This window comes from Pseudomonas sp. WS 5079, from assembly GCF_012985465.1.
Lineage (GTDB): Bacteria > Pseudomonadota > Gammaproteobacteria > Pseudomonadales > Pseudomonadaceae > Aquipseudomonas.
Map to the genome: position 1 here is coordinate 930,370 of NZ_JAAQWN010000001.1, position 22,217 is coordinate 952,586.

11 protein-coding genes are annotated in these 22,217 nt (G+C 63.5%); 6 read left to right on the top strand and 5 right to left on the bottom strand.

Annotation, left to right across the window (positions count from 1 at the left end; translation table 11 throughout):
- The first annotated feature begins 162 nt into the window (after window positions 1–162).
- The 3 genes from HBO05_RS03985 to HBO05_RS03995 are packed head-to-tail and all read left to right on the top strand — an operon-like array spanning window position 163 to window position 5,644.
- Window positions 163–1,404, top strand: a complete 1,242-nt coding sequence (locus HBO05_RS03985; protein WP_172311752.1) for an exonuclease SbcCD subunit D C-terminal domain-containing protein — start codon at window positions 163–165, stop codon at window positions 1,402–1,404.
- Window positions 1,401–5,039: an AAA family ATPase gene (locus tag HBO05_RS03990; protein ID WP_172311754.1), complete on the top strand. Its 3,639-nt coding sequence runs from the start codon at window positions 1,401–1,403 to the stop codon at window positions 5,037–5,039. Before HBO05_RS03985 ends, HBO05_RS03990 begins: the two co-directional genes overlap by 4 nt.
- Window positions 5,036–5,644: a glutathione S-transferase gene (locus HBO05_RS03995; protein WP_169955767.1), complete on the top strand. Its 609-nt coding sequence runs from the start codon at window positions 5,036–5,038 to the stop codon at window positions 5,642–5,644. Before HBO05_RS03990 ends, HBO05_RS03995 begins: the two co-directional genes overlap by 4 nt.
- Window positions 5,645–5,665: 21 nt before the next feature.
- Here the strand turns inward: HBO05_RS03995 and HBO05_RS04000 are convergent, their stop codons facing one another.
- The 3 genes from HBO05_RS04000 to HBO05_RS04010 all read right to left on the bottom strand — a co-directional run bounded on the left by HBO05_RS04000 (window position 5,666) and on the right by HBO05_RS04010 (window position 7,453).
- A complete protein-coding gene (locus HBO05_RS04000; RefSeq protein WP_169955768.1) occupies window positions 5,666–5,845 on the bottom strand; it encodes a hypothetical protein in 180 nt (59 codons plus the stop codon).
- Between the two features lie 155 nt (window positions 5,846–6,000).
- The gene (locus tag HBO05_RS04005) at window positions 6,001–7,176 is read right to left on the bottom strand and encodes a lactonase family protein (RefSeq protein WP_170057110.1); all 1,176 of its coding nucleotides are present in this window, start codon (window positions 7,174–7,176) and stop codon (window positions 6,001–6,003) included.
- Window positions 7,163–7,453 carry a DUF5629 family protein gene (locus tag HBO05_RS04010; protein WP_169955770.1) on the bottom strand — a complete coding sequence of 97 codons (291 nt, stop codon included), beginning with the start codon at window positions 7,451–7,453 and terminating at the stop codon, window positions 7,163–7,165. Before HBO05_RS04010 ends, HBO05_RS04005 begins: the two co-directional genes overlap by 14 nt.
- 141 nt (window positions 7,454–7,594) lie before the next feature.
- Here HBO05_RS04010 and HBO05_RS04015 point away from each other — a divergent pair, with 141 nt between their 5' ends.
- Window positions 7,595–12,448, top strand: a complete 4,854-nt coding sequence (locus HBO05_RS04015; protein WP_172311755.1) for a DUF6543 domain-containing protein — start codon at window positions 7,595–7,597, stop codon at window positions 12,446–12,448.
- Window positions 12,449–12,493: 45 nt separating this feature from the next.
- A complete protein-coding gene (locus HBO05_RS04020) occupies window positions 12,494–17,155 on the top strand; it encodes a hypothetical protein (protein ID WP_172311757.1) in 4,662 nt (1,553 codons plus the stop codon).
- 65 nt (window positions 17,156–17,220) lie between these two features.
- Here HBO05_RS04020 and HBO05_RS04025 read toward each other — a convergent pair whose 3' ends face one another.
- Window positions 17,221–19,596, bottom strand: coding sequence for an RND family transporter (locus tag HBO05_RS04025; protein ID WP_170057107.1), 2,376 nt, complete (start codon window positions 19,594–19,596; stop codon window positions 17,221–17,223).
- A 15-nt stretch (window positions 19,597–19,611) separates the two neighbouring features.
- Window positions 19,612–20,652, bottom strand: a complete 1,041-nt coding sequence (locus HBO05_RS04030) for a YCF48-related protein (RefSeq protein ID WP_170041594.1) — start codon at window positions 20,650–20,652, stop codon at window positions 19,612–19,614.
- A gap of 328 nt (window positions 20,653–20,980) precedes the next feature.
- Between HBO05_RS04030 and HBO05_RS04035 the strand changes: the two genes are divergently transcribed.
- Complete coding sequence (locus tag HBO05_RS04035; RefSeq protein ID WP_172311759.1) at window positions 20,981–22,096, top strand: Gfo/Idh/MocA family oxidoreductase; 1,116 nt, start codon at window positions 20,981–20,983, stop codon at window positions 22,094–22,096.
- The last annotated feature ends 121 nt before the right edge of the window (window positions 22,097–22,217 follow it).

The window sequence follows — 22,217 nt, forward strand, 5'->3', positions numbered from 1 at the left end:
GGCGGTGTATCAGCCAATAAATGTCTTGGCTGACCCATCGCCATCGCAGGCAAGCCAGCTCCTACAAAGGATGCAGCTTCGCGCTCGGTTCTTGATCTTGGGCGCCTCGTTACCATTTACAGGTAAACTCCACTCCTTTACCTATTCCCCACGGAGTTCGCCTTGCGTCTGTTTCACACCTCCGACTGGCACCTGGGCCAAAACCTCCACGGCCAGGAACGCGACTTCGAGCACGCTTGTTTCCTCGACTGGCTGCTGGGCCAGATCAAGCTGCACGGCCCCGATGTGCTGCTGATCGCTGGCGATATCTTCGATACGGTCAACCCGCCCCTCAAGGCCCAGGAGCGTCTGTATGACTTCATCATCAACGCTCATGAACAGAACCCCGACATGACCGTTGTGATGATCGCCGGCAACCACGACTCCGGCTCGCGCATTGAGCTGCCGGCGCCATTGATGCGGCGTTTGCGTACCCATGCCCTGGGCCGGGTGCTGTGGCTGGATGACGGGCAACTGGATGTGGAGCGCTTGCTGATTGCCCTGCCGGACAAAACCGGCGCCGTAGCCGGCTGGTGCCTGGCGCTGCCGTTCCTGCGCCCGGCCGAAGTCACCGGTGCGCTGTTGGGCGACGATTACCTCAAGGGCATCGGCCAGGTGCATGAGCGCCTGATCGCCGCAGCCAACGCCAAGCGCCAGCCGGGCCAGGCGCTGGTTGCCATCAGCCACGCACATATGGCCGGTGGCTCGGTGTCGGAAGACTCCGAGCGCAGCCTGATCATCGGCAATGCCGAAGCGCTGCCGGCCAGTCTGTTCGATGCCAGTGTCAGCTATGTCGCCCTCGGCCATTTGCACAAGCCCCAGCGGGTCAATGGCGAGGAACGCATCCGTTATTGCGGCTCGCCGATCCCGCTGTCGTTTTCCGAAATCGGCTATCAACACCAGATCCTCGACGTGCAACTGGACGGTGCAACCCTGGTCAGCGTCGAACCGCGCCTGATCCCCCGCGCCGTGCATCTGCAACGCCTGGACGCCGCGCCCCTGGCCGAGATCCTCAAGCAACTGGCGCAGTTGCCCGACGTCGATCTGCTGGCCGACACCCAGCGCCAGCCCTGGCTGGAGGTGCGCGTGCGCCTCGACGAACCCCAGCCCGACCTGCGCCAGCAAGTGGAAAACGCCCTGCTGGGCAAGGCCGTGCGCCTGGTGCGCATCGCGGCCGAGTACGCCGGCAGCGGCGCACGCCAGGACCAAGGCGATGAGCCCTTGATCGAACTCGACCAGCTCACGCCCCAGGAATTGTTCAGCCGCGCCTGGCAGGAAAGCTATGGCAGTGACGTGGACGAACAGACCCTCAAGGATTTCGCCGTGCTGCTCCAGGACGTACAACACGAGGAGCAACAGCCATGAAGATCCTCGCCATCCGCCTGAAAAATCTCGCGTCCCTGGCCGGGCCATTCGAAATCGACTTTACCGCCGAGCCCCTGGCCAGCGCCGGGTTGTTTGCGATCACCGGGCCCACCGGCGCCGGCAAAAGTACCTTGCTCGATGCCTTGTGCCTGGCGCTGTTTGGCGCCGTGCCACGCCTGGGCGACACCGGCCAGGCAAAAATGCCCGATGCCGATACCGATATCTCCATCGGCGACCCGCGCACCCTGATCCGCCGCGGTACCGGCGGCGGGTATGCCGAAGTGGACTTTGTCGGCGTCAGCGGCCGGCGCTACCGCGCGCGCTGGGAGGCCAATCGCGCCCGCGACAAGGCCAGCGGCAAGCTGCAGAACAGCCGGCAAAGCCTGATCGACCTGGACAGCGAGCAACTGCTGGCCAGCCAGAAGACCGAATACAAGACGCAACTGGAGCTGGCCCTGGGCTTGAACTTTGAACAGTTCACCCGTGCGGTGCTGCTGGCGCAAAGTGAGTTCAGCGCCTTTCTCAAGGCCAACGATAACGAGCGCAGCGAGCTGCTGGAAAAGCTCACCGACACCGCGCTCTACACCCAGTTGGGCCAGCGCGCGTTCATCAAGGCGCGGGAGGCCAAGGAAGCCCACAAGCTGCTGCAAGACCAGGCCACTGGCGTCACGCCGTTGCCGGCCGAGGCCCGCGCCGAGCTGGATCAACAATTGAGCGCGGCCCAGCAGCAACTCAAGACCCAGCAGGCCCAGCTCAAGCAACTGGAACTGCAACACACCTGGCTCAAGGAGCTGCGCGAGTGGCAGGAGCGCCAACACAGTGCGGCCGAGCAATTGCAACAGGCCGAGCAGGCGTGGCACGCCCAGGGCCCGCAACGCCTGGACTTGAGCCGCCTGGAGCAACTGGCGCCGCAGCGTCATCATTTTACGCGGCACAACGAACTGAACGGCCAATTGGAGCCCCTGGCCGCGCAGATCCGCCAGCACCTTGAGCAACAAACCGCCCTGCACGCACGCCAGGCGCAACTGCAACAACAGCAAGCCAGCGCACACAGCGCCTTGGCCGCCGCCTTGCAACAGCAGACCGAAGCCGTGCCGTTGCTGCGCCAGGCCTTCGAGGAACAAAGCAGCCTCGCCCGCCTGACCCGCGAGCTGGCCCAAAGCAGTGAACAGCAACAACTGGGGCAAGCCGCCTGCACCGAAGGCCAGGCCGCGCTCGACACGTTGCACACTCAGCAGCAGCAGGTTGCCAGCCGCCTGCAACAACTGGCGGCGCAACTGGAACGCAGCGCCACCCTCGCGCCCTTGAGCGACGCCTGGAACGCCTACCGCGACCGTCTGCAACAACTGATGCTGATCGGCAATCGCCTGAACAAGGGCCAGGCCGAACTGCCGCAACTGGAAGAACGCGCCAACCGCGCCAGCGAGCAATGGACCCAGCAACGCACGGCCCTGGAGTTGCTGTATCAGGAAGCCGGGGCCGAGCCCCATGCGGTGGCCGAGCAGATCCAGTTGCTCGACAGCCTGCTCAAGGACAATCGCAAGCAGCAACGGGCCTTCGAAGACCTTACGCGGCTATGGGACAGCCAGCAGCAATTGGACCAGCAGCAACAGGAGCTGGCCCAAAGACAGGCCAGCGCCCAGCAACAGCGCGAGCAACTGAACCAGACCGGCCTGCAAGCCAAGGCCGAGCTGACAGTGGCCGAGCAGACCCTGAGCGTGACCAAGCAGTTACTGGAACGCCAGCGGCTGGCACGCAGCGCCAGTGTCGAGGAGCTGCGTGGGCAATTGCAGGATGAGCAACCCTGCCCGGTGTGCGGCAGCGTCGAGCATCCGTATCACCAGCCCGAAGCCCTGTTGCACAGCCTCACGCGCCATGATGAAAGCGAAGAAGCCAATGCGCAGAAAGCGGTCGACACCCTCAAGGAAACGCTCACCGAACTGCGCGCTGCAGTCGGCGGCTTGATCGCCCAGCAAAAAGAATTCCTGCAGCAGCAAGAGCAATTGGCGACCCAGCTCCAGGGCCTGGCGCCGAGCCTCGAGGCCCACCCGCTGAGCGCCGCGCTGTTCAATCAGGACAGCGGCAAACGGAGCGCCTGGCTGGCGCAGCAGTTGGGCCAGCTCAGCCAGAGCATCACCCAGGACGAACAGCGCCAGGGCGCCCTGCTCAACCTGCAACAAAATGCCGGGCGCCTGCAGCAACAGCTGCAAGCCGCCCAGGATGCCAGCCAGCAAGCCCGCCAGCAGTTGATCGACCAGCAACGGGAACTGGCCAGCGATCGCGAGCGCCTGGACGAAGAGCTCAATGCTTTCGCCAGCCTGCTCCCGGCCGAGACCCTCGAAGGCCTGCGCACGCAGCCGGCGGCGACGTTCATGCTGCTGGACCAGCAGATCAGCCAGCGCCTGGAGCAGCTTGGCTACCAGAAGGATGAACTGGCCGAGCAGCAACTGCGCCAGCAAGCCATCGAAAAAGAACAGGACCGCCAGCAGCATCGCCAGCAACAATTGGCCGTGCAGCACCAGCAGTTGGCCGAGTTGACCCAGCAACAGCAGGCCACCCAGGAAAAACTCAGCGCCCTGCTGGGCACACATGCCAGCGCCGAGCACTGGCAGCAGCAGCTCGAACAGGCCGTGGAACAGGCCCGTCACAGCGAGACCCAGGCCAATCAACAGTTGCAGGACACCCGCAGCGAACTGATCCAACTGGCCGCCGACCTCAAGGCCCGCCAGGAGCGCCAGCAAGCCCTGGACAGCGAACTCCAGGCGTTGCACAGCCGTATCAGCGAGTGGCGCGCCCAGCATCCGCAGCTCGACGACGCAGGCCTGGCACATCTGCTGGCCTTCGACGAGGCTGGGGTCAGCGAACTGCGCCAGCAGGTACAGCACAGCGAAAAAGCCATCGAACAGGCCAAGGTCCTGCTGCAAGAACGCGAGCAACGCCTCAAGGACCACCAGGCCCTGCACAACGGCAACCTTGACGCCGAACAGCTGGACAGCGCCCTGGCCGAGCTGAACCAGCAACTGCTTGGCGGCGAAAAACACTGCGCCGAACTGCGCGCGCAACAAGCCGAAGACCAGCGGCGCCAGGACGCCAACCAGAGCCTGGCGCTCACCACCGCCAAGGCCTATGAGGAGTGGCAGCGCTGGGCGCGGCTCGATGCACTGATCGGCTCGGCCACCGGCGACAAGTTCCGCAAGTTCGCCCAGGCTTACAACCTCGACCTGCTGGTACACCACGCCAACGTGCAACTGCGCCAACTGGTGCGCCGCTACCGCCTCAAGCGCGGCGGCAGCATGCTGGGCCTGCTGGTACTGGACACGGAAATGGGCGATGAACTGCGCTCGGTGCATTCGCTGTCCGGCGGCGAGACGTTCCTCGTCTCCCTGGCACTGGCCCTGGGGCTGGCGTCGATGGCCTCCAGCACGCTGAAGATCGAGTCGTTGTTTATCGATGAAGGCTTCGGCAGCCTGGACCCCGAATCCCTGCAATTGGCCATGGACGCCCTCGACGGCTTGCAGGCCCAGGGGCGCAAGGTGGCGGTGATTTCCCACGTACAGGAAATGCACGAGCGAATTCCGGTGCAGATCCAGGTCAAGCGCCAGGGCAATGGGTTGAGCACCCTGGAGGTGAAATGAGCGAAGGGGTGTTGTATTCGTTTCGCCGCTGCCCCTACGCCATGCGCGCGCGGATGGCCCTGCGCTATTGCGCGGTGGCGGTGCAGGTGGTCGAAGTCAGCCTCAAGGCCAAGCCGGCGCAGATGTTAGCGCTTTCGCCCAAGGGCACGGTGCCGGTGTTGAGTGTGGGCGGCCAGGTGCTCGACGAGAGCCTGGCGATCATGGGCTGGGCATTGGCGCAGCATGATCCCGAAGATTGGCTGCTCAAGGAGGATCCGGCGGCGCAGGGGCTGATGGCAGCGTTGATTGCAGAGAATGACCAGGCCTTCAAGGAGCATTTGAATCGCTACAAATACGCCGAGCGCTACCCGGAGCAGCCCATGGAACACTATCGGGCCGAGGGCGAGGTGTTTTTGCGCAAGCTTGAAGGATTGCTGACGCAGCGCGACTACCTGCTGGCCGATCACCTGAGCCTGGCGGATGTGGCGCTGGCGCCGTTTGTGCGCCAGTTTGCCCATGTGGACCGGGAGTGGTTTGCAACGACGCCTTATGTGCACTTGCAGCAGTGGCTGGAGCGGTTTTTGGCGTCGCCGCTGTTTGTCCAATCCATGGCCAAAAACCCGTAGCCACGGTGCAGCCTTGGCGTGTCAGCCTTGGGTCTTGTGATCCAGGGCGGCGTAGAAGTTGGCACTCTGTTGCAGGTATTTCTGGGTGTAGGCGCTGGTGCTGGATTTTTTGCTGCTGATCTCCACGCTGGCGCTGGCTGGCAAGGCCACGGTGGCGGAAACAGCGGAGGCGGCGATGATCGAGAAGAGATTGAAGTTCATGGCGGTAACCCTTGTGTTCAGTTGGCTGGATGGCTTGTGAAGGCCTTGGAGCAAACTTACGCCTGGGTTCCGGCTGGCTGAAATGCTTTGAAACAGTAGCCGTTATCACTGGGATTGATACAAGGAGTCAGGCCCCGCACGGCGGGGCCTGTGGCTTATTGACGCACCAGGAACTTGAGGTCGCTGGGGGCATCAATCGGCAGTTTTTGTACGGTTTTGCCCAGTTGACCGGTCTGGGTGTCACGCGCGATCACCACAATCTGGTTGCTCTTCTGGTTGGCAATCAGCAAGAACTTGCCGCTCGGGTCGAGGCTGAACTCACGGGGATGGTCGCCTTCCACCGTGCGGCGCTGGATCTCTGTGAGCTGCGCGGTGGCAGGATCAATGGCAAACACCACGATCTGGTTGGCGGTGCCACGATTGCTGACGTAGAGGAACCGGCCATCGCTGGAAGCGTGCAGCGCAGCGCCAGCCTTGTCCGACAGCGGCTGCCCGGCGGCAAAGTCCACCAGTTGGCGCTGGGTCAGCCTGCCGTCCTGGTAGTCGTACACCGCAACCTGCGCGCTCATCTCGGTGGTCAGCCAGGCATGCTTGCCATCGGCGCTGAACAATAGGTGGCGCGGGCCACTGCCCGGCGGTAACTGCACGAAAGCCGGATCAGCCGGGGTCAGCGGCTGTTCGTGGTTGGCCTTGGGGTCGTAGCGGTAGGCAAAGACCTTGTCCGCCCCCAGGTCCTGCACAAACACGTACTTGCCATCGGGTGACGACACCACTGAATGCACGTGGTTGGACGCCTGGCGCTCAGGGTTGACCCGGCTGGCCGGGTGCGCGCTCAGTTGCACCGGCGGCGACAGCTTGCCTGCGGCATCCACCGGCAGGACGGCCAGGCTGCCGCCCGGATCTTCCAACACCGAATAGTTGGCGACAAACAGGTAGCGCCCATCGGCCGCCAGGCTGGAATGGGTGGGTTCGTTGCCCAGGCTCTGCACCTGGTTGACCAGGGTCAGTTGCTGGTTGGCCGGGTCAATGCGGTAGCTGCTCACGCGCCCCACCGGGTCTTGTTGGCCGGGGCCGTTTTCATTGACCACGAACAGGTGTTGCTGGTCCTGGGACAGGGTCAGCCAGGACGGGTTCTGCGCCTTGGCCGCCAGCACCGGCGCGCCGCTGAACTGGCCGGTACGGCTGTCGAACTGCAGGCGGTAGATACCTTCGCTGGTACCTGCCGTGTAGCTGCCCACCAGCAGTGCAAAGGTCTCGAGCGGCGCGGCCTGGGCCGACATCGCGCCGACACTGCCGGCCATCAGCAGGGGCCAGAATTTACGCATCAGCATGTTCGTCGTCCTCGTCTTCGTTGCTGCCAGTGATGGCGCTCAGGCACACCAGGCGGTGCTCGCCCGAGTCACCGCTGAGGGTCCAGCTTTGCAAGGTTTCATCGAACGTCGCGGCCTGCACCTGGGCGATGCTGAACGTCCAGCGTTTCTCGGCCCGACCGTCCATGCTCTTGATCAGTAACTGCCGATCATCGAAGGTGAAATCAAAGGCATGCAGCCCATCGATTACGAGCATGTCGCTGGTTGCAAGTTCAGTGGCCAGGGTAGCAGCAGTCATCAGGATCATTCATCAGTGGAAAAACGTTGATGATAGGCCAAACCGTGGTCGCCGTCGTGTCGCGATAACCGGCTACCACACTGCGGCCCCAGCGGCTTGCCATTCTGCGGGAGAACCCCATCGCGCAGAACGGAACCTCTTATGCCCGACACTTTACCCGCCCCACCCCCTGGCCCATTGCTGTTCACTCACCGCAGCAACACCCCGGCCCTGGCCGTCGCCCGCCAATTCGCCGATCGCCCGACCTTGCGTCAGGTGGTCGAACACCACCTGCAGGAACGCCTGCTGGAACAGTTCCCGGCGCTGGCCCTGGACCTGTCCACCGTCAAGCTGGCGACCCCCAACCAAAAACGCGGCTGGGACCTCAGGCGCTTGAGCGATGTGGTCCTCGACCACCTGGGCAATGGCACGCCCCTGAACCTGACCCAGGTCATCGACGAACGCCGCTGCTTTCTCTCCCAGCAGCCACCCTCACGCCTGACCTATGAAGCCAATGGCCCGCGCGAACCGGACATGGCGGTCATTGAACGGTTGATCGTGGACCTGCCCTTTACCCTGCCGATCGCTTTCCAGCAGGCCCTGACGAACTACTGGAACCTCAGCGCAGACACCCGCGCCAGCCGCTGGCAATGGCTCGGCGACCTGTTGGCCGATAACCTGAAAAGCACCGCAAGCCTGCTGCCGGCAGGCCCAACCCGGGACATGCTGTTTGACCTGACCCGCCAACCTGACCGGCGCGAGCGCCTGGCCGGGCCTGCGGGCATCGTGTACGCCTACTGCCTGGAGGCTTGCGTCGTCAGCCCGGGCAGCGATGCCCGCCTGTTGAGCACCGACCTGCTGTTGGTACAAGGCCCTCGGATCCTGCTGTGCCAGGCCTCGGGCAATGTGGAGCCGTATGCTTCATTGGAGGCGTTCACCCAGGCCTGGGGCCAACGCCTGGCCAGCCGCTTGCAGGTCGACAAAGTCGTGGTCAAGCGCTACGAACCCGATGGCAATCTCTTCGATACCCAGGCCGCCCTGCTGCTCAACCAGCAATTGGACGACCTCCAAGCCATCCAACTGCCGGCCGCCGAGGGCGTACGCGCCCTGGAGCAGCAGTTCACCGAGGCCACCGACCCGGCACTCGCCTTGCGCGCCGCCCCCGCGCCAGACCCGACGCACCAGCCCGCCCTCCAGGCAGCGTTACCGTCCTGGCTGCAGGCGGCCAGCGCCGAACAGCGCTTTGCCTATCGCCAAGAGCTGCTGGAACAGGCGCGCCTGCAACGCAAAACCGAAGGTGCGTCCTTTCTGGACGGCGTCGAGAACCTGCAGGCCTTTACCACCCGCACCCTGCGCGAGCAGATGCGCCGTGACCACCCCGAGTCCAGCGTGGAACCGGACAACCTGGAACTGACCTTCCATGTCCCGGTCGGTGACATCCACAGCGGCTACCTGGCCCCGGTGCGCATGAGCCTGACGGCACTGGCCATCAACAACCTGGCTGCGGCGCCACAGGGCCGGCTAACCCTTCGGGACACATCGGGGGCGGCCGTCCCGGACTGGCTGACCGAGGACTACATACTCGGGGAAAAAGGCCTGTTCCATAGCACCCCCGGGCTGATCCGCCAGGTGGACGTTGGCCAACACTATCCGCAGAAAATCCGCGAGCTGCTGCTGGGGGACAGCCCCGGGATACGCCGGCGCGAGGTGCTGTTCGGCGACGAACTGGCCGTGCAACTGCCACGCCAGGCCCTGGAACTGGCAATACGCGGGCAACAGGGGTTCACCTTCCTCGGTTATCGCTACGTCAAGGCCGTGCTGCACCGCAGCGCGCCGCAGCGGGAGGTGGATGCCCAGGACATCGTGATCCGCCCGCTGGCCTTCGCCCGCAAACCCGGGGCGCTGCCGGATATCGTCAGCAATATATTTATCATCGAGCCCCGGGATATCGACGCCGGGCCGGCGATTCTCTACCGCCCGCTGTACCAGGACGCGTTGCAGCAATTCAGCCAACGCGCGGCCCTGTTCGACGCCATCGCCGCGCCCGGGGCCTTGCAAGACAGCGTGCTGGCCTGGATGTCGGACCAGGCCCGGCCGATCTACAGCCACGGCGGTTTCCATAGCCCGCATATCCTGCGTTTCGGCCAGGGCGACGACACCGTGCAGTGGCCCGCGCCGCCCCCGGCACAGTTGGCGCAGGACACCAACGGTGGGCAAATCCCCGGGTCCCTGGCCCAGTCCCTGGCCACCGGCAACCTGACCCAGTACCTGTACGGCAGCAATGCCCGGGCACTGGTGGACCTGGCCGACCGGGACGCGGTATCCAATACCGAAAGTCGCTGGGCGGTGCTGCTCGAAGGTGGCTGGCTGCTGTTCAACGCCTTGCTGTTGCCGCTGCTGCGCGGGCCGGCGATGGTCGCAGGCTGGATGGTGCAACTGGCGGTCAGCCTGCGGCACGATATTGCGGCCCTGCAAGGCGAGGATGACGCCGCGAGGGAGCTGGCTTGGGTCGATGTGCTGCTCAATATCGGCCTGATTCTGTTGCATGTAGCCTCCCGCCCCCCTGAATGGCTGGCGCACGACAGCGAGCCGCCCTTGCCGCTGACTCTCGCAGCGCTACGCCGCCCGGCGGGCGCGACCCAGCCGGCCATCACGATCGAGCTGGGCCCGGTGGGCCTGCCCGCCGAACCACCGGCCGGCGACCAGACCCTGGTGGATTTTGTCCACTCCAACGCGCGCGACAGCAGCCGCCGCCGCCTGCTCGATGCCTTGCGCGAGCTGCATGTACCCTGGCCGGTGCCGACCCCGTTGCCCCTGGAGATCGGTGATTTCAAAGGGTTGTACCGCATCGGTCAACAGTGGCACGCCTCGGTGGCCGGCCTGCTGTTTCGGGTGAATATCGTGCCGGACCTGGGCGAAGTGTCCCTGATTCATCCGCAAAAACCGCAACATCCTGGGTTCGCGCTCACGCGTAATGCCCAAGGCCACTGGGTCCTGGATCTGGGCCTGAAACTGCGCGGTGGTGGGCCGAAGAACCGGTTCAAGGCCAAGCTGGCGCAAATCGCTCAGCAACGCACCCAGGCCTCGGATGAGATCAATCGCATCAGTGACGAGGTCAGCGCCCTGATCAAACGCCTGCAACCCATCGACCGGGTGCTGGAGGCTGCCCGACTGAAGTTCGAGACCGCCCACAATGCCCTGGGCGAGGCCCGCAACCGCTTGCGCAGTGCCCCTGACGACCCGGCGCGGGTGGCCGAACACCGCAACAGCGTGGCCCAACGCTCCTGGGCCAGGACCGGGTTCCAGGCCTTTCAGGAGCGCTTTGACCAGGCCGCCGCCCAGTTGCTGCAACAACGACGCCTGCTGATCGAGGCCTACGGGCAGATGAAGGCCGTTGACAGCCACTTCGACTATGAGGGCCAGTGCGTGGAGCAATACCAGTCGATGCTGGCCACCGATGAGATACGCGTCAGCCAACTGGCCTCCCTGTATCTGGCAAGCTTTGTCTCCGAGCACGGCGAATCGCTGATCGAACTGCAAGGCACGGCGCACGACACGGCGGCGGTGCACTATGTCAAAGACCTGCTGGAGACTAATTTTGCGGTTTCCGAGCGTCATGCCCAGGCAATGCTTGCCATCGAGAACACCCTGGAGGAGATGGCCGCGCGCTTGAAGACCGGCCCTGCGCAACGCCTCAAATACCTCAATGGTCATCCCAAGCGCCGCTTCTACAACCGCCTCAACGCCACCCTCGAATCCCTGGATGTGCTGACCGATTTGAGCATTGACCAGACGGTTGCGGCCACCACGCCCCAGGAACAGTACTTCCTGGAGCGCCATGACCACTTGCAATCCTCGTTGTCGTCCCTGGAAGACTCGCACCTGGACCTGCTGACCACCGAGGGGTTCACCTCCACCGAGCGCAAGGAGGTGTTGACCAACCTGATCCAGCACTACAACCGGCGCCTGCAGATTTATCAGAGCCTGCTGGAGCTCGACTCGCCCCTGGCCCACCCACGGTATATGCCGCTGTTGATCGAGCGGTTGTACACCGTGCGTGACAGCGCCGAGGCTGATCTGGCTGCGTTGTTGCGCGAAGATGAGTTCCTCCCGCCCCAACCGGGCGCCTTCAAGCCGGTACGGGCACCGTCAAGGACCAAGCGCGTGTTCAAGTCAAGGGACAAGGGGGCCCTGGTGGGCGATCTGGAACCGGCCCAACGCGACCTCCCCTTCCCCACCATCGTGACCCGCAATCCCATCACCCAGCAGATCAGTGGGCGTTTCATGGAGCAGCCCCAGGAAGGCTGGGTGGAGATCATCGAGGCCAGGCCCACCCCACCCGCCAAGCCCGCCCAGGTGCCGGCGCTGGCGACCTTGCGCAGCCAGGCGCAACGGCTGCTGGAGGAAGTGCCGGCTATCGAGCGCTCCATCGAGTTCCAGAAAAAGAAACTCAGCGACCCTTCGCGCCGCGATGAACTCAACCCCCAGGACTGGCGCGACATGCTCGTGCACCAGGCCGAACGCCTGGAAACGGTGGCGGCCGGGCTGGCCCAGCACCACGGGGACAAGCCCGACATGCTCCAGACCGTAGAGCGCCTGCGCCTGCGGGCCGTCGAACTGCGCGCACAAGGCACACAACACTGCATCGAGGGCTACAAGGCGCAACGCCCGCGCCAGGAAAATATCGAATTCCTGCGCGCCCACGCCGCGATCGACATCGGCCTGGTCCACGGCCCGCAACGCACCGCGGCCAAGGACTACGTGTCGGAGTTCGCCGTGCGCGAGAAGAACCGCCTCACGGTGCTGTGGTATGCCCACTTTCACTACCCCCAGGCCGACAGCCTGCCAGGCGCCTACACCGCCGCGCACCTCAAGCGCCCCGAACAGCGCTTTGTGACCCTGCGGGACCTGATCGCCCAGGCCGGTGCAGACAGCCAGGCCATCGTGCGAGACCTGTACCACCCGATCACCGCGCCGCTTGACCAACGCCTGTTCCTCAGCCTGGTGCCCGCCTAGAACCCGGCCATGAAGGGCAACGACTGCCAATAAAAAAGGATGTTTATGCAAACCCTCACCCCCTCCTCTATCGCCCATGCCGTGAGCGCTCAATTTGCTGATCGCCCGACACTGGAAACGGTAATCCGCCAACAACTCGCGTCGGCCATCGGCGCCAAATACCCCACGTTGACGATAGACCTGAGCCGCACTCGCCTGGCCCGGCCGCAACGCCGCAGTTGGCTGTTACAGCCATTTATGGCAGTGGTTCAGGATGCGCTGGCCAGTGGCATCGCGCTGGACTTCAGCGACGTGGACAACGTGCCCTGGTACCTCTCGGACGAGCCGCCAAAACGCCTGAAACTGCCCGGTTTGAGCCGGGAAAACCTCGATATGCAGATCATCGCCAGCCTGATTGGCGAACTGCCCCAGACCCTGCCCATCGCCCTGCAAAATGCCTTGGCCGACTATTGGGACGCCGGTCATTGGCGCTGGCTTGCGCACGTACTGATGGACACCTTGCGCGTTTGCGCCCTGCGTCACACAAGCCTGGATGCACAGGCGCAGGAGGCGGTCGACCAACTGGTCACCCTCCCCGACCGTGAAGCGCGGATCGCCCGCCATGGCCAAGGTGTGGTGTTCGCCTATGGCCTGGAAGTCACCCTCAAAAGCGCGGGACAGAGCAGCCACCTGCTGAGCCCGGAACTGGTGTTGATCCGTACCGTGCAAGGCAAGACGCCGGCGCTGCTGTGCAGCCCCGGCGGTGGCATTGAAGCGTTTGCCTCCATGGATGCGTTGGTCCAGGCCTACGGCCAGCGCCTGGGTAGTCAATATCAGGTCGACGATATCCTCATCCAGCGCTACGAGCCCGACGGCGATATCTTCGAGCACCAGGCAGCGATGATCCTCAATCGCCAACTGGTAGACCTGGGCAACCTGCGCCTGCCCACGGCCCAGCCCTTCAGCGCCTGGCAGGCGCTGTATGCTGAACTCACCGATCCCGGGCGGTTTTTGCGCGACTCACCGGCCGCCCCACTCCAGGCCCTGGACACCCTGCGCCAACACCTGCCGAGCTGGCTGCAACAGGCCAGCGTCGACGACCGCGCGACTTACCGGCGGTATGCCCTGGCACTGGCCAGCGCCAAACAGCGCGGCGGCGGGCGCCACTTTCTCAGTGATCTGGACGATATCCGCACCTTCACCGTCAAGGCCCTGCTGCAAGCCCTGCAACACGACGCGGTGACCTTCGATTCCCTGTTGCCTACGCCACCGTCTGTCGCCGCCCTGCACCCCGACGACCTGCAACTGACCTTCACTGTCACCTCGGGCTATCCGGGCGCCGTCGGAATTATCCGCCACGAGCGCATGAGCCTTACGGACATGGCCATCGACAACCTGGCCAGCCGCCCCAGCGGCACCGTGACCTTGAGCAATCGCCATGGCCTGGCGCTGCCGTCCTGGCTGACCGCCGACTATTTGATGGGCGCCGGTGGCCTTATTGAAAAGGTCGATATCGGTCAACACTACCCGCGCCTGCTGGAGCAGCACCTGTTGGGCGACAGCCCCGAGGCGCAGCAGCGTGAAACGCTGTTTGCCGATCAGCAGGCCGCGCAATTGCCGTTGCTGGCGCTGGAGTTGTGCCTCAAACAACAGGCCGGCGTGAGCCGCCAGGGCGCACGCCTGGTGGCCGCGCTGATGCAGGGCAATGTTGCCGAGCAGCAGGTCGACAACCGCCAGGTGGTGATCCGCCATTTGGCGTTGGTACGGGCCCCTGGCGCCCCTGCCGACAGCGTCTGCAACATGTACCTGATCGAAGCGTTGAATGCCGATGTCGGCCCTCATCTGCTGTATCGCCCGTTGTATGCCCAAGCGCTTCAGGAATTCGCCAGCCGCCAGACGCTGTTCGAGGCCATCGCCCAGCCCGGCGAGCTACAGGACAGTGTGCTGACCTGGCTAAGTGACAGCGCCCGGCCGATTTATGCCCACGGCGGGTTCCGTGAGCCGCACTACCTGCGCTTCGGCCAGGGCGATGAATTTGCGCCCTTGATCAAGCCGGTGCCGGCGACCCTGTCCCGCGATGGCATCAACGAGGAATTGCAACAATGCCTGGCCACCGGGCGCCTGATGAGCTACCTGTTCAGCGACCATGCCCGCTCACTGGTGCAACAGGCCGACCGCGAGTCGGTGTCCAACAGCGAGAGCCGCTGGCAGGTACTGCTGGAGGGTAGCAGCCTGTTGTTCGGCAATCTGTTGCTGCCATTGTTGCGCGGGCCGGCGATGCTCACTGGCTGGCTGCTGGGCCTGATGGCCAGCCTGGGCCAGGACATTGCGGCACTGGCCGCCGAGGATCAGCAGCAGCGCGAGCTGGCAGCGGTTGATCTGCTGCTCAATCTCGGCCTGCTGCTGTTCGAGGCGGCTCCCGAGGTGACGGCGTCTTACCCGCCCCTGGCTGCCGGGCTCAAGGCGCGTGCACTGCCTTCGGCGCTCGCCCCGCGTATTGCCGAACAATGGCCGGTGCCCCTGGCACCGACGATTCGCGAGGGAGCCGTGACCCTGCCGGGCATGTTGCCGGACACCAGCCGCAATGTGTTGGACTTCAGTTTCGCGCAGACCCGTCAACGCCTGACGCCTGCCCAGCGCGTGCGGCTGAGCAGTTTCAAGGCCATCCGGCCGACGCCCCTGCCGCGCCCCGTGCTGAATGGGCCACGCAAGGGGCTGTACCTGGTTGAAAACATTTGGCACGCCGAGGCGAATGGCGAATGGTTGCAAGTGACCCTGGGGCCGGAGGGCGACATCAGGGTCGTCGCCCCTGGCGATACCACCCGCAGCGGCCCTTACCTGCGCAGCGATGCCAACGGCGTGTGGTCGGTAGATACCCGCCTGCGCCTGCGAGGTGGCATGCCCCCCAGGCGGATCGCCGCCGAACGTCAGCGACGGGCTGAGCGGATCAGCCAACTGACGCGTTCTTACGAACAGTTCATCCAGGGGCAGGTGGCCCGGCAAAAACGGATCGAGATTATCCTGGGAGTGATGACCAGCACCGCCGAAGACCCACGCTTTGGCGAAGCGCAACAGGCTGACAGTCGCCAGCGCTTCGATACGGCCCTGCAGGAACAGACATTGGAATACCAGCAGCAGTTGGACAGCCTCAAAGAACGCAGCGAGCTGGGGATTGCCTTGCCACCCGAGTCGGTGGCGAGCTTGCTGGAAAATATCGTCAACAACACGCGCAAGCATGTGGTGGTGGCCAAGAAAGATCGCGACGCGCTGTACCGCAACAACAGACACTTCACGTTCCGAGGAGAACGCCTGGCCGAGGCTGTGTTCGGTGACTTTGCAGCTTACCGGCGGTTCATCCGGGAAATGATTGTCATCAATGAGCGTTCGATCCACTGGCTGGAGCAGCGTGATCGTTACCTGGACCAACTGTTCAACCTGGGCAACGCCGGCAGCGAACACTACCGCCGCCTGACCTGGGAGCGTCCCCAGGAAATCAGCGCCCTGGCCGTCAAGGACTTGCTGATACGCAACTACGCACTGATGACCCACAACCACCCGGATCATCCACTGGTCAATGTACTGATCGACATCCTTGAACCCCTGCAGGAACACTTGCGTACCCACAGTGAGCTGAACGATCTGGAACTGACGGCCGAGGACCGCGTCAGCGTGCTGGAAAGCCTGGTGGAGCACTATGGCCGGGGCCTGGATTCGTTGCAGGGGGTCGGCATCGTCAAAGCCGATGAGCTGGACAGCGAGCATTTTGCCAAATTGCTCAAGCTGGTGGAGGGGCTGTACCAGGACGCGGCCCAGCAACTGGCCAGCGAAATCAAACCCGTCGCCCAGCCACCCAGGCGCCCGAGCCGGCGCAACCCGGCGGTGGCCGGCAAGCCGCTGAAAAAAGTCATCCGCACCCCGAAAAAAGGCACGTTTATCGGTGAGGTCAAACCCGTGGGCAGCGTGGAAACCGTCGAAGTTCGCTCCCAGGTCAATGACGAGCTGCTGGGCCTGTATTCACAGCGGGGCGAGCAATGGATCGCATACAAAGAAGCATCGCCCCCGCGCTTTCCGGCGGCACCGCGCGCGCTGAACCTGGTCAAGGGTGAGGCCCGCAAACTGCTGGCCATGCTTGAAGAGCACCTCAAGCGTGGCGAGCAATACAAGAAGATTTCCCGGCACCCGGAAGAGGTCCAGGAGGTGCTGCAGTATGAGTCGACGCGCTATGACAAGCTGGCCACCGAGCTGCACCAGGCGATCCAGGCCCAGCCCGTCGAAGCCCGCACACCGGCTGACCAGACCCTGGAAAATGACATGCGCCAGGCCGCGGCCCGCCTGAGTGAGCGTGGCCAGGCGCTACGCATCCAACTGTGCCTGGAACTGCCGCCAACCCACGGCAACCTGGAATACCTGATCGAGCAAAAACACGCCAATATGGCGTTGCTGGGCGAGCGTATCCAGTTAAGCGGCGAGCGCCGGGACTTCGTCCAGGAGTATGCCGTCAACGACCCGCACGGTTACCCGTTGTGGTACGCCCACTTCCACTACTCGGCAGCCGATACGCCCAAGGAACACTACACCGCCGCCCACCTCAAGACACGCGAGCAACGCCGGGTCGGCTACTACTCGCAACTGGCCAGGGCACAAAGCCCTCAGGCGGTCGTGGATGTACACCGTGGGTTGATTGGCAAGGCGTTGGCCGAGCGGTGGTTCCTGTCATTGGCCACCTGACAGGGCACACACGCTCGCGGGTGACAACAGGCCCCTGGGGACAAGGGCCTTGCCTGCGGTAAGGCTCAGTGGGCAAACAGCGAATTGCCCTTCTGCCCCGCCAGTTTCTCCGGCTTGATCAGGAACCGCGCCAGGGCCGGCAGCAGCCACAGTGCACCGAACATGTTCCACAGCAGCATGAAGGTCAGCATCAGGCCCATGTCGGCCTGGAACTTGATGGCCGAGAAGATCCAGGTGCACACGCCGATCGCCAGGCACAGGCCGGTGAACAGTACGGCTTTACCGGTGGATTTGAGGGTCTGGTAATAGGCTTCCTGCAACGGCAAACCGGCGCGCAGGAAGCTTTCCAGGCGGCTGTAGATATAGATGCCGTAGTCCACGCCAATCCCCACGCCCAGTGCCACCACCGGCAAGGTCGCGACCTTGACGCCGATGCCCATGAACGCCATCAGCGCGTTGCCCAGCACCGAGGTCAGCACCAGCGGCAATACGATGCACAGGGTCGCGGCCCAGGAACGGAAGGTGATCATGCACATGGTCGCCACGCACAGGTAGACCAGGATCAGGATGGTCAGCTCGGCTTCCTTGATCACCTCGTTGGTAGCCGCTTCGATCCCGGCGTTGCCCGCGGCGAGGATGAACTCCAGGCCTTCCTTGTTGTTTTCCTTGGCGAAGTCCTGCACCGCATGCACCGCGCGGTCGAGGGTCTCGGCCTTGTGGTCGTTGAGGAACACCAGCACCGGCGCCAGGGAGCAATTGTTGTTGTACAGGCCATCGGCACGGGCGATGGAGTTGTTCAACACATCCGGGTTACGGGACAGGGTTTCCCATTTCAGGTTGCCCTCGTTCATGCCCTTGATCATCTGCTTGGACACGGTCACCAGGGAGATCGCCGACTGCACGCCCTCGGTGTTCTGCATTTTCCACATCAACTGGTCGATGGGCGCCATGGCTTCGTAGCGCGAGCAGCCTTCGGCGCGGGTCTTGACCATCACCACCAGCACATCGGAGCTGGTGGAGTAGTTGTTGATGATGAAGTTGTTGTCTTTGTTGTAGCGCGAGTCCGGGCGCAGCTCCGGGGCACCCTGGTCGAGGTCGCCGATCTTCAGGTTCTGGCTGTACCACAGGCCGCCACCGAAGGCGACCAGGGCCAGGGCAATGGAGATGGGCGCGACTTTCGGGCTGGCAAAGTTCGACAGCAGGCGCCAGAACGGATGATCGCGGTTGGCGTCCTTTTTGCTCTTGGCAATCGCACGTTTGCTGATACCCACATAGGAGATCGCGACCGGCAGCAGGATCAGGTTGGTGAACACGATCACCGCCACGCCGATGGAGGCGCCGATGGCCAGTTCGCGGATCACGCCGATATCGATGATCAGCAGGGTGATAAAGCCCACCGCGTCCGCAAGAATCGCGATCATCCCTGGCAGGAACAGTTGCCGGAACGTACGGCGGGCCGCCGTCAGGGCGTTGTCGGCCTCACTGGATTGCAGGGCGATGCCGTTGATTTTCTGCACACCGTGGGAGATGCCGATGGCAAAGATCAGGAACGGTACCAACATCGAGTACGGATCCAGGCCGAACCCGAAAAAGTGCATCAGGCCCAGTTGCCAGACCACCGCCACCAGCGTGGTACTCAACACCGCGATGGTGCTGCGCACGCAGTTGGTGAACCACAGCAGCAGCACCAGGGTGATCACGAACGCAACGCCGAAGAACAGCACCACCATGATCAGGCCGTCGATCAGGTCGCCCACTTTCTTGGCGAACCCGACGATATGGATCTGGACGTTGGGGTTCTGCTCCTGGAACTTGGTGCGGATCTTGTCTTCCAGTTCGTGGGAGAACTTCTGGTAGTCCAGGGCCAGCAATTTGCCCTGGTCCTGCGGGTCCGGGTAGGACTCCAGCAGCGGGATATCGACGATGCTCGACTTGAAGTCGTTGGCCACCAGGCGCCCCACCTGCCCGGACTTGAGCACGTTGTTGCGCAACTGGTCGAGGCTTTCCGGCGAGCCGTTGTAGCTCTGCGGGATCACTTCGCCGCCGGCGAAGCCCTCCTCGGTCACTTCGGTCCAGCGCACGCTGGGGCTCCACAGGGACTTGAGGCCGGAGCGGTCGACGCCGGAAATGTAGAACACTTCGTCGTTGATCTGGCGCAGGGTCTCCATGTACTCCTTGGAGAAGATGTCACCGTCCTTGGCCTCCACCGAGATACGCACGGTGTTGCCCAGGTTCGCCAGGTCGTTGCGGTGCTCCATCATCTTTTCGATGAAGGGGTGTTGCAGGGGGATCATTTTTTCGAAGCTGGTGGACGGGCGAATCAACGTCGCCTGCCAGAACAGGAAGATGCTCACCAGCAGGCAGATCACGATCACTGCCGGGCGGTTATTGAAGATCAGGCGCTCAAGAAAGGTCGCTTTATCGTTGTGATGACTGCTCATTCTATCCCCGCCTTCTTATTGTTTTTTGCGTTCGGCGCCGGTTGGCTCGGCGACGCGCACGCCACCCTGCCCCACCAGAATCAAGTCGCCATTGCCCGCCGCCGTCACCGCCGAGAGTGAAATGCGGTCCGGGCGGTTGAATACGCTGAACGTCAGGCCATCGTCGTGGCTGACCACCACGCTGCCGCCGTTGCCAACCACCACCAGGGTGCCGTCGTCGAGCAGGGTCGCACCCGACAGGCCAAACTCCAGGGCGCCACGGGCGGCCTTGAGCTCTACCGGCATCCAGGTGTCGCCAAAATCGGTGGAGCGGAACAGGTTGCCACGCAAGCCATAGGCCAACAGGGTCTTGGGCTGGGCGGTGCCGATCACGCCAAACAGCGAGCCCTCATAGGGGCCTTCGAGTTTTTCCCAGGTCTGGCCCGCGTCGCTGGAGCGGAACATGCTGCCCTGCTCGCCAACGATAAACAGGCCGGCGTCCTTGACCTGGGCGATGGCGTTGAGGTGGTACTGGTCTTCGTTGTCCAGGCGGTCGCTGACATCCTCCCAGGTCTTGCCCGCGTCGGTGGTCTCGATCAGCGCACCGTAGGCGCCCACCGCAAAGCCGTGGTTGGGGTCGTTGAACAGCACGTCCAGCAGCGGCGCTTCACGGCTGAGGTCCTTGAACTGCTCGGTCCAGGTAGCCCCGGCATCGCTGCTGGCGAGGATCTTGGCGTCATGCCCCACCGCCCAACCATGCTGCTCGTCGATGAAAAACACCGCCGTGAGCAACTGCCGGGTCGGCACCTTGGCCTGCACCCAGGTCGCGCCCTGATCATCGGAATAGAGGATATGCCCGCGATCACCGACCGCCACCAGGCGCTTGCCGGCGTGCACGACGTCGATCATCAGGCCTTTTTCGGCCTTCGGCGATTCAATGGCAAATGCCGCAGGTTCTGCGGCGTCGGTTGCAGCCTGGGCAGCCGTCGACAACGCGACAACCCCCAGCAGCGAGAGCGCTGTAGCCAGCACCGCGACCTTGCGCGACGCGAGCGGGCGGCAAAAACCCACACCCATGACAGGCTCACTCATAGACCTTTCTCCCATTTATTATTGTTAGGTCGTAACACCTTGCAGGGTGTTCGCAGTGCGCAAACCTGCAATCTAGAGCCCCTTGAGGAAGCAGGGGCCATCCTATCGGGCTTTGGAATCGTCTGACAATCGGCGCTACGTTATCTTTTGTTAACTAGAGGCCTTTTGCCTTCGCGCTGAATATAGCCGCATTCGCTGGAATGATGACTTGCCCGCAGCCAGCTGGCGGTATTTTTATTCCACATATTGATTGTAGGGAATTTTTATTCTATTAATTGCCCTCCTGAAAACAATAATCAAAAGGACCACCGCCATGCGCGCACTTGGAATCGGCCTGATCGGTACAGGCTTCATGGGCCGTGCCCACGCACTGGCGTTCAATAACGCCCGTGCGGTGTTTGACTTGCCCTTCAACCTGACACTGGCGGCCCTGGCCGATGCCGACACCGAGCGTGCGCAGCGCTGTGCCAGTGCCTGGGGGTTTGCCCAGGCACACGGCGACTGGCAACAACTGATCGAGGATCCGCAAGTGGACCTGGTGGCCATCACCACCCCCAACCACCTGCACTACCCCATGGCCATGGCGGCACTGGCGGCGGGCAAGGCGGTGTATTGCGAAAAACCCCTGGCGACCAGCCTGCAGCAAGCCGACGCCATGCGCCGCGCCGCCCGCGACGCCGGGGTGGTGACGCGAGTCGGCTACAACTACCAGCACAACCCGATGATCGTCCTGGCGCGGCAGATGATCGAGGCGGGCGAGCTGGGGCAGATCATCAGTTTCCAGGGCGAGTTCAGCGAAGACTTCATGGCCGACCCGGCGTCGCCCTGGTCCTGGCGCTGTGAAGTAGAGCATGCCGGCGGCGCCCTGGCGGACCTGGGCAGTCATCTGCTGGCCATGGCGCGTTACCTGGTGGGCGATGTGAGCAAGGTGTGCGCCGACAGCCAGACCGTCCACGCCCAACGCCCGGCCAGCCCTGGCAGCACCCAATTGCGCTCAATTGCGGTGGACGACCAGGTACATGCCCTGCTGCGTTTTGCCAATGGCGCACGCGGCACCGTCAGCAGCAGTTGGCTCAAGCACGGCTACAAGAATCACCTGAGTTTCGAGATCAGCGGCACACGCGGCACCCTGGCGTTCGATCAGGAGCGGTTGAATGAGCTGCGCCTGTTTCGCGCCGGTGACCAGGGTTTCCAGCGCCTACTGGCAGGCCCCGCCCTGCCCGGCTATGCCGCGTTCAGCCCGGCGGCGGGCCATCAGTTGGGGTACAACGAACTGAAGACCCTGGAGGTACAGGAGTTGATCATGGCACTGGCCGGGCAAGGTGCAGCGGGTACTGATTTTGACGCGGCATGGGAGGTGGAGCGGTTGGCGACGGCGCTTCGGCTGGCGGTGCGGGAAGAGCGGTGGGTCAACGTGAGCGAAATTTAAAGACCTGCACCGATCAATGTGGCAGCGGGCTTGCCCGCGATGGCGGGCTGTCAGTCAGCACATTTATTGACTGACACTCTGTCATCGCGGCCAAGCCCGCTCCCACATTAGACCGTATCAA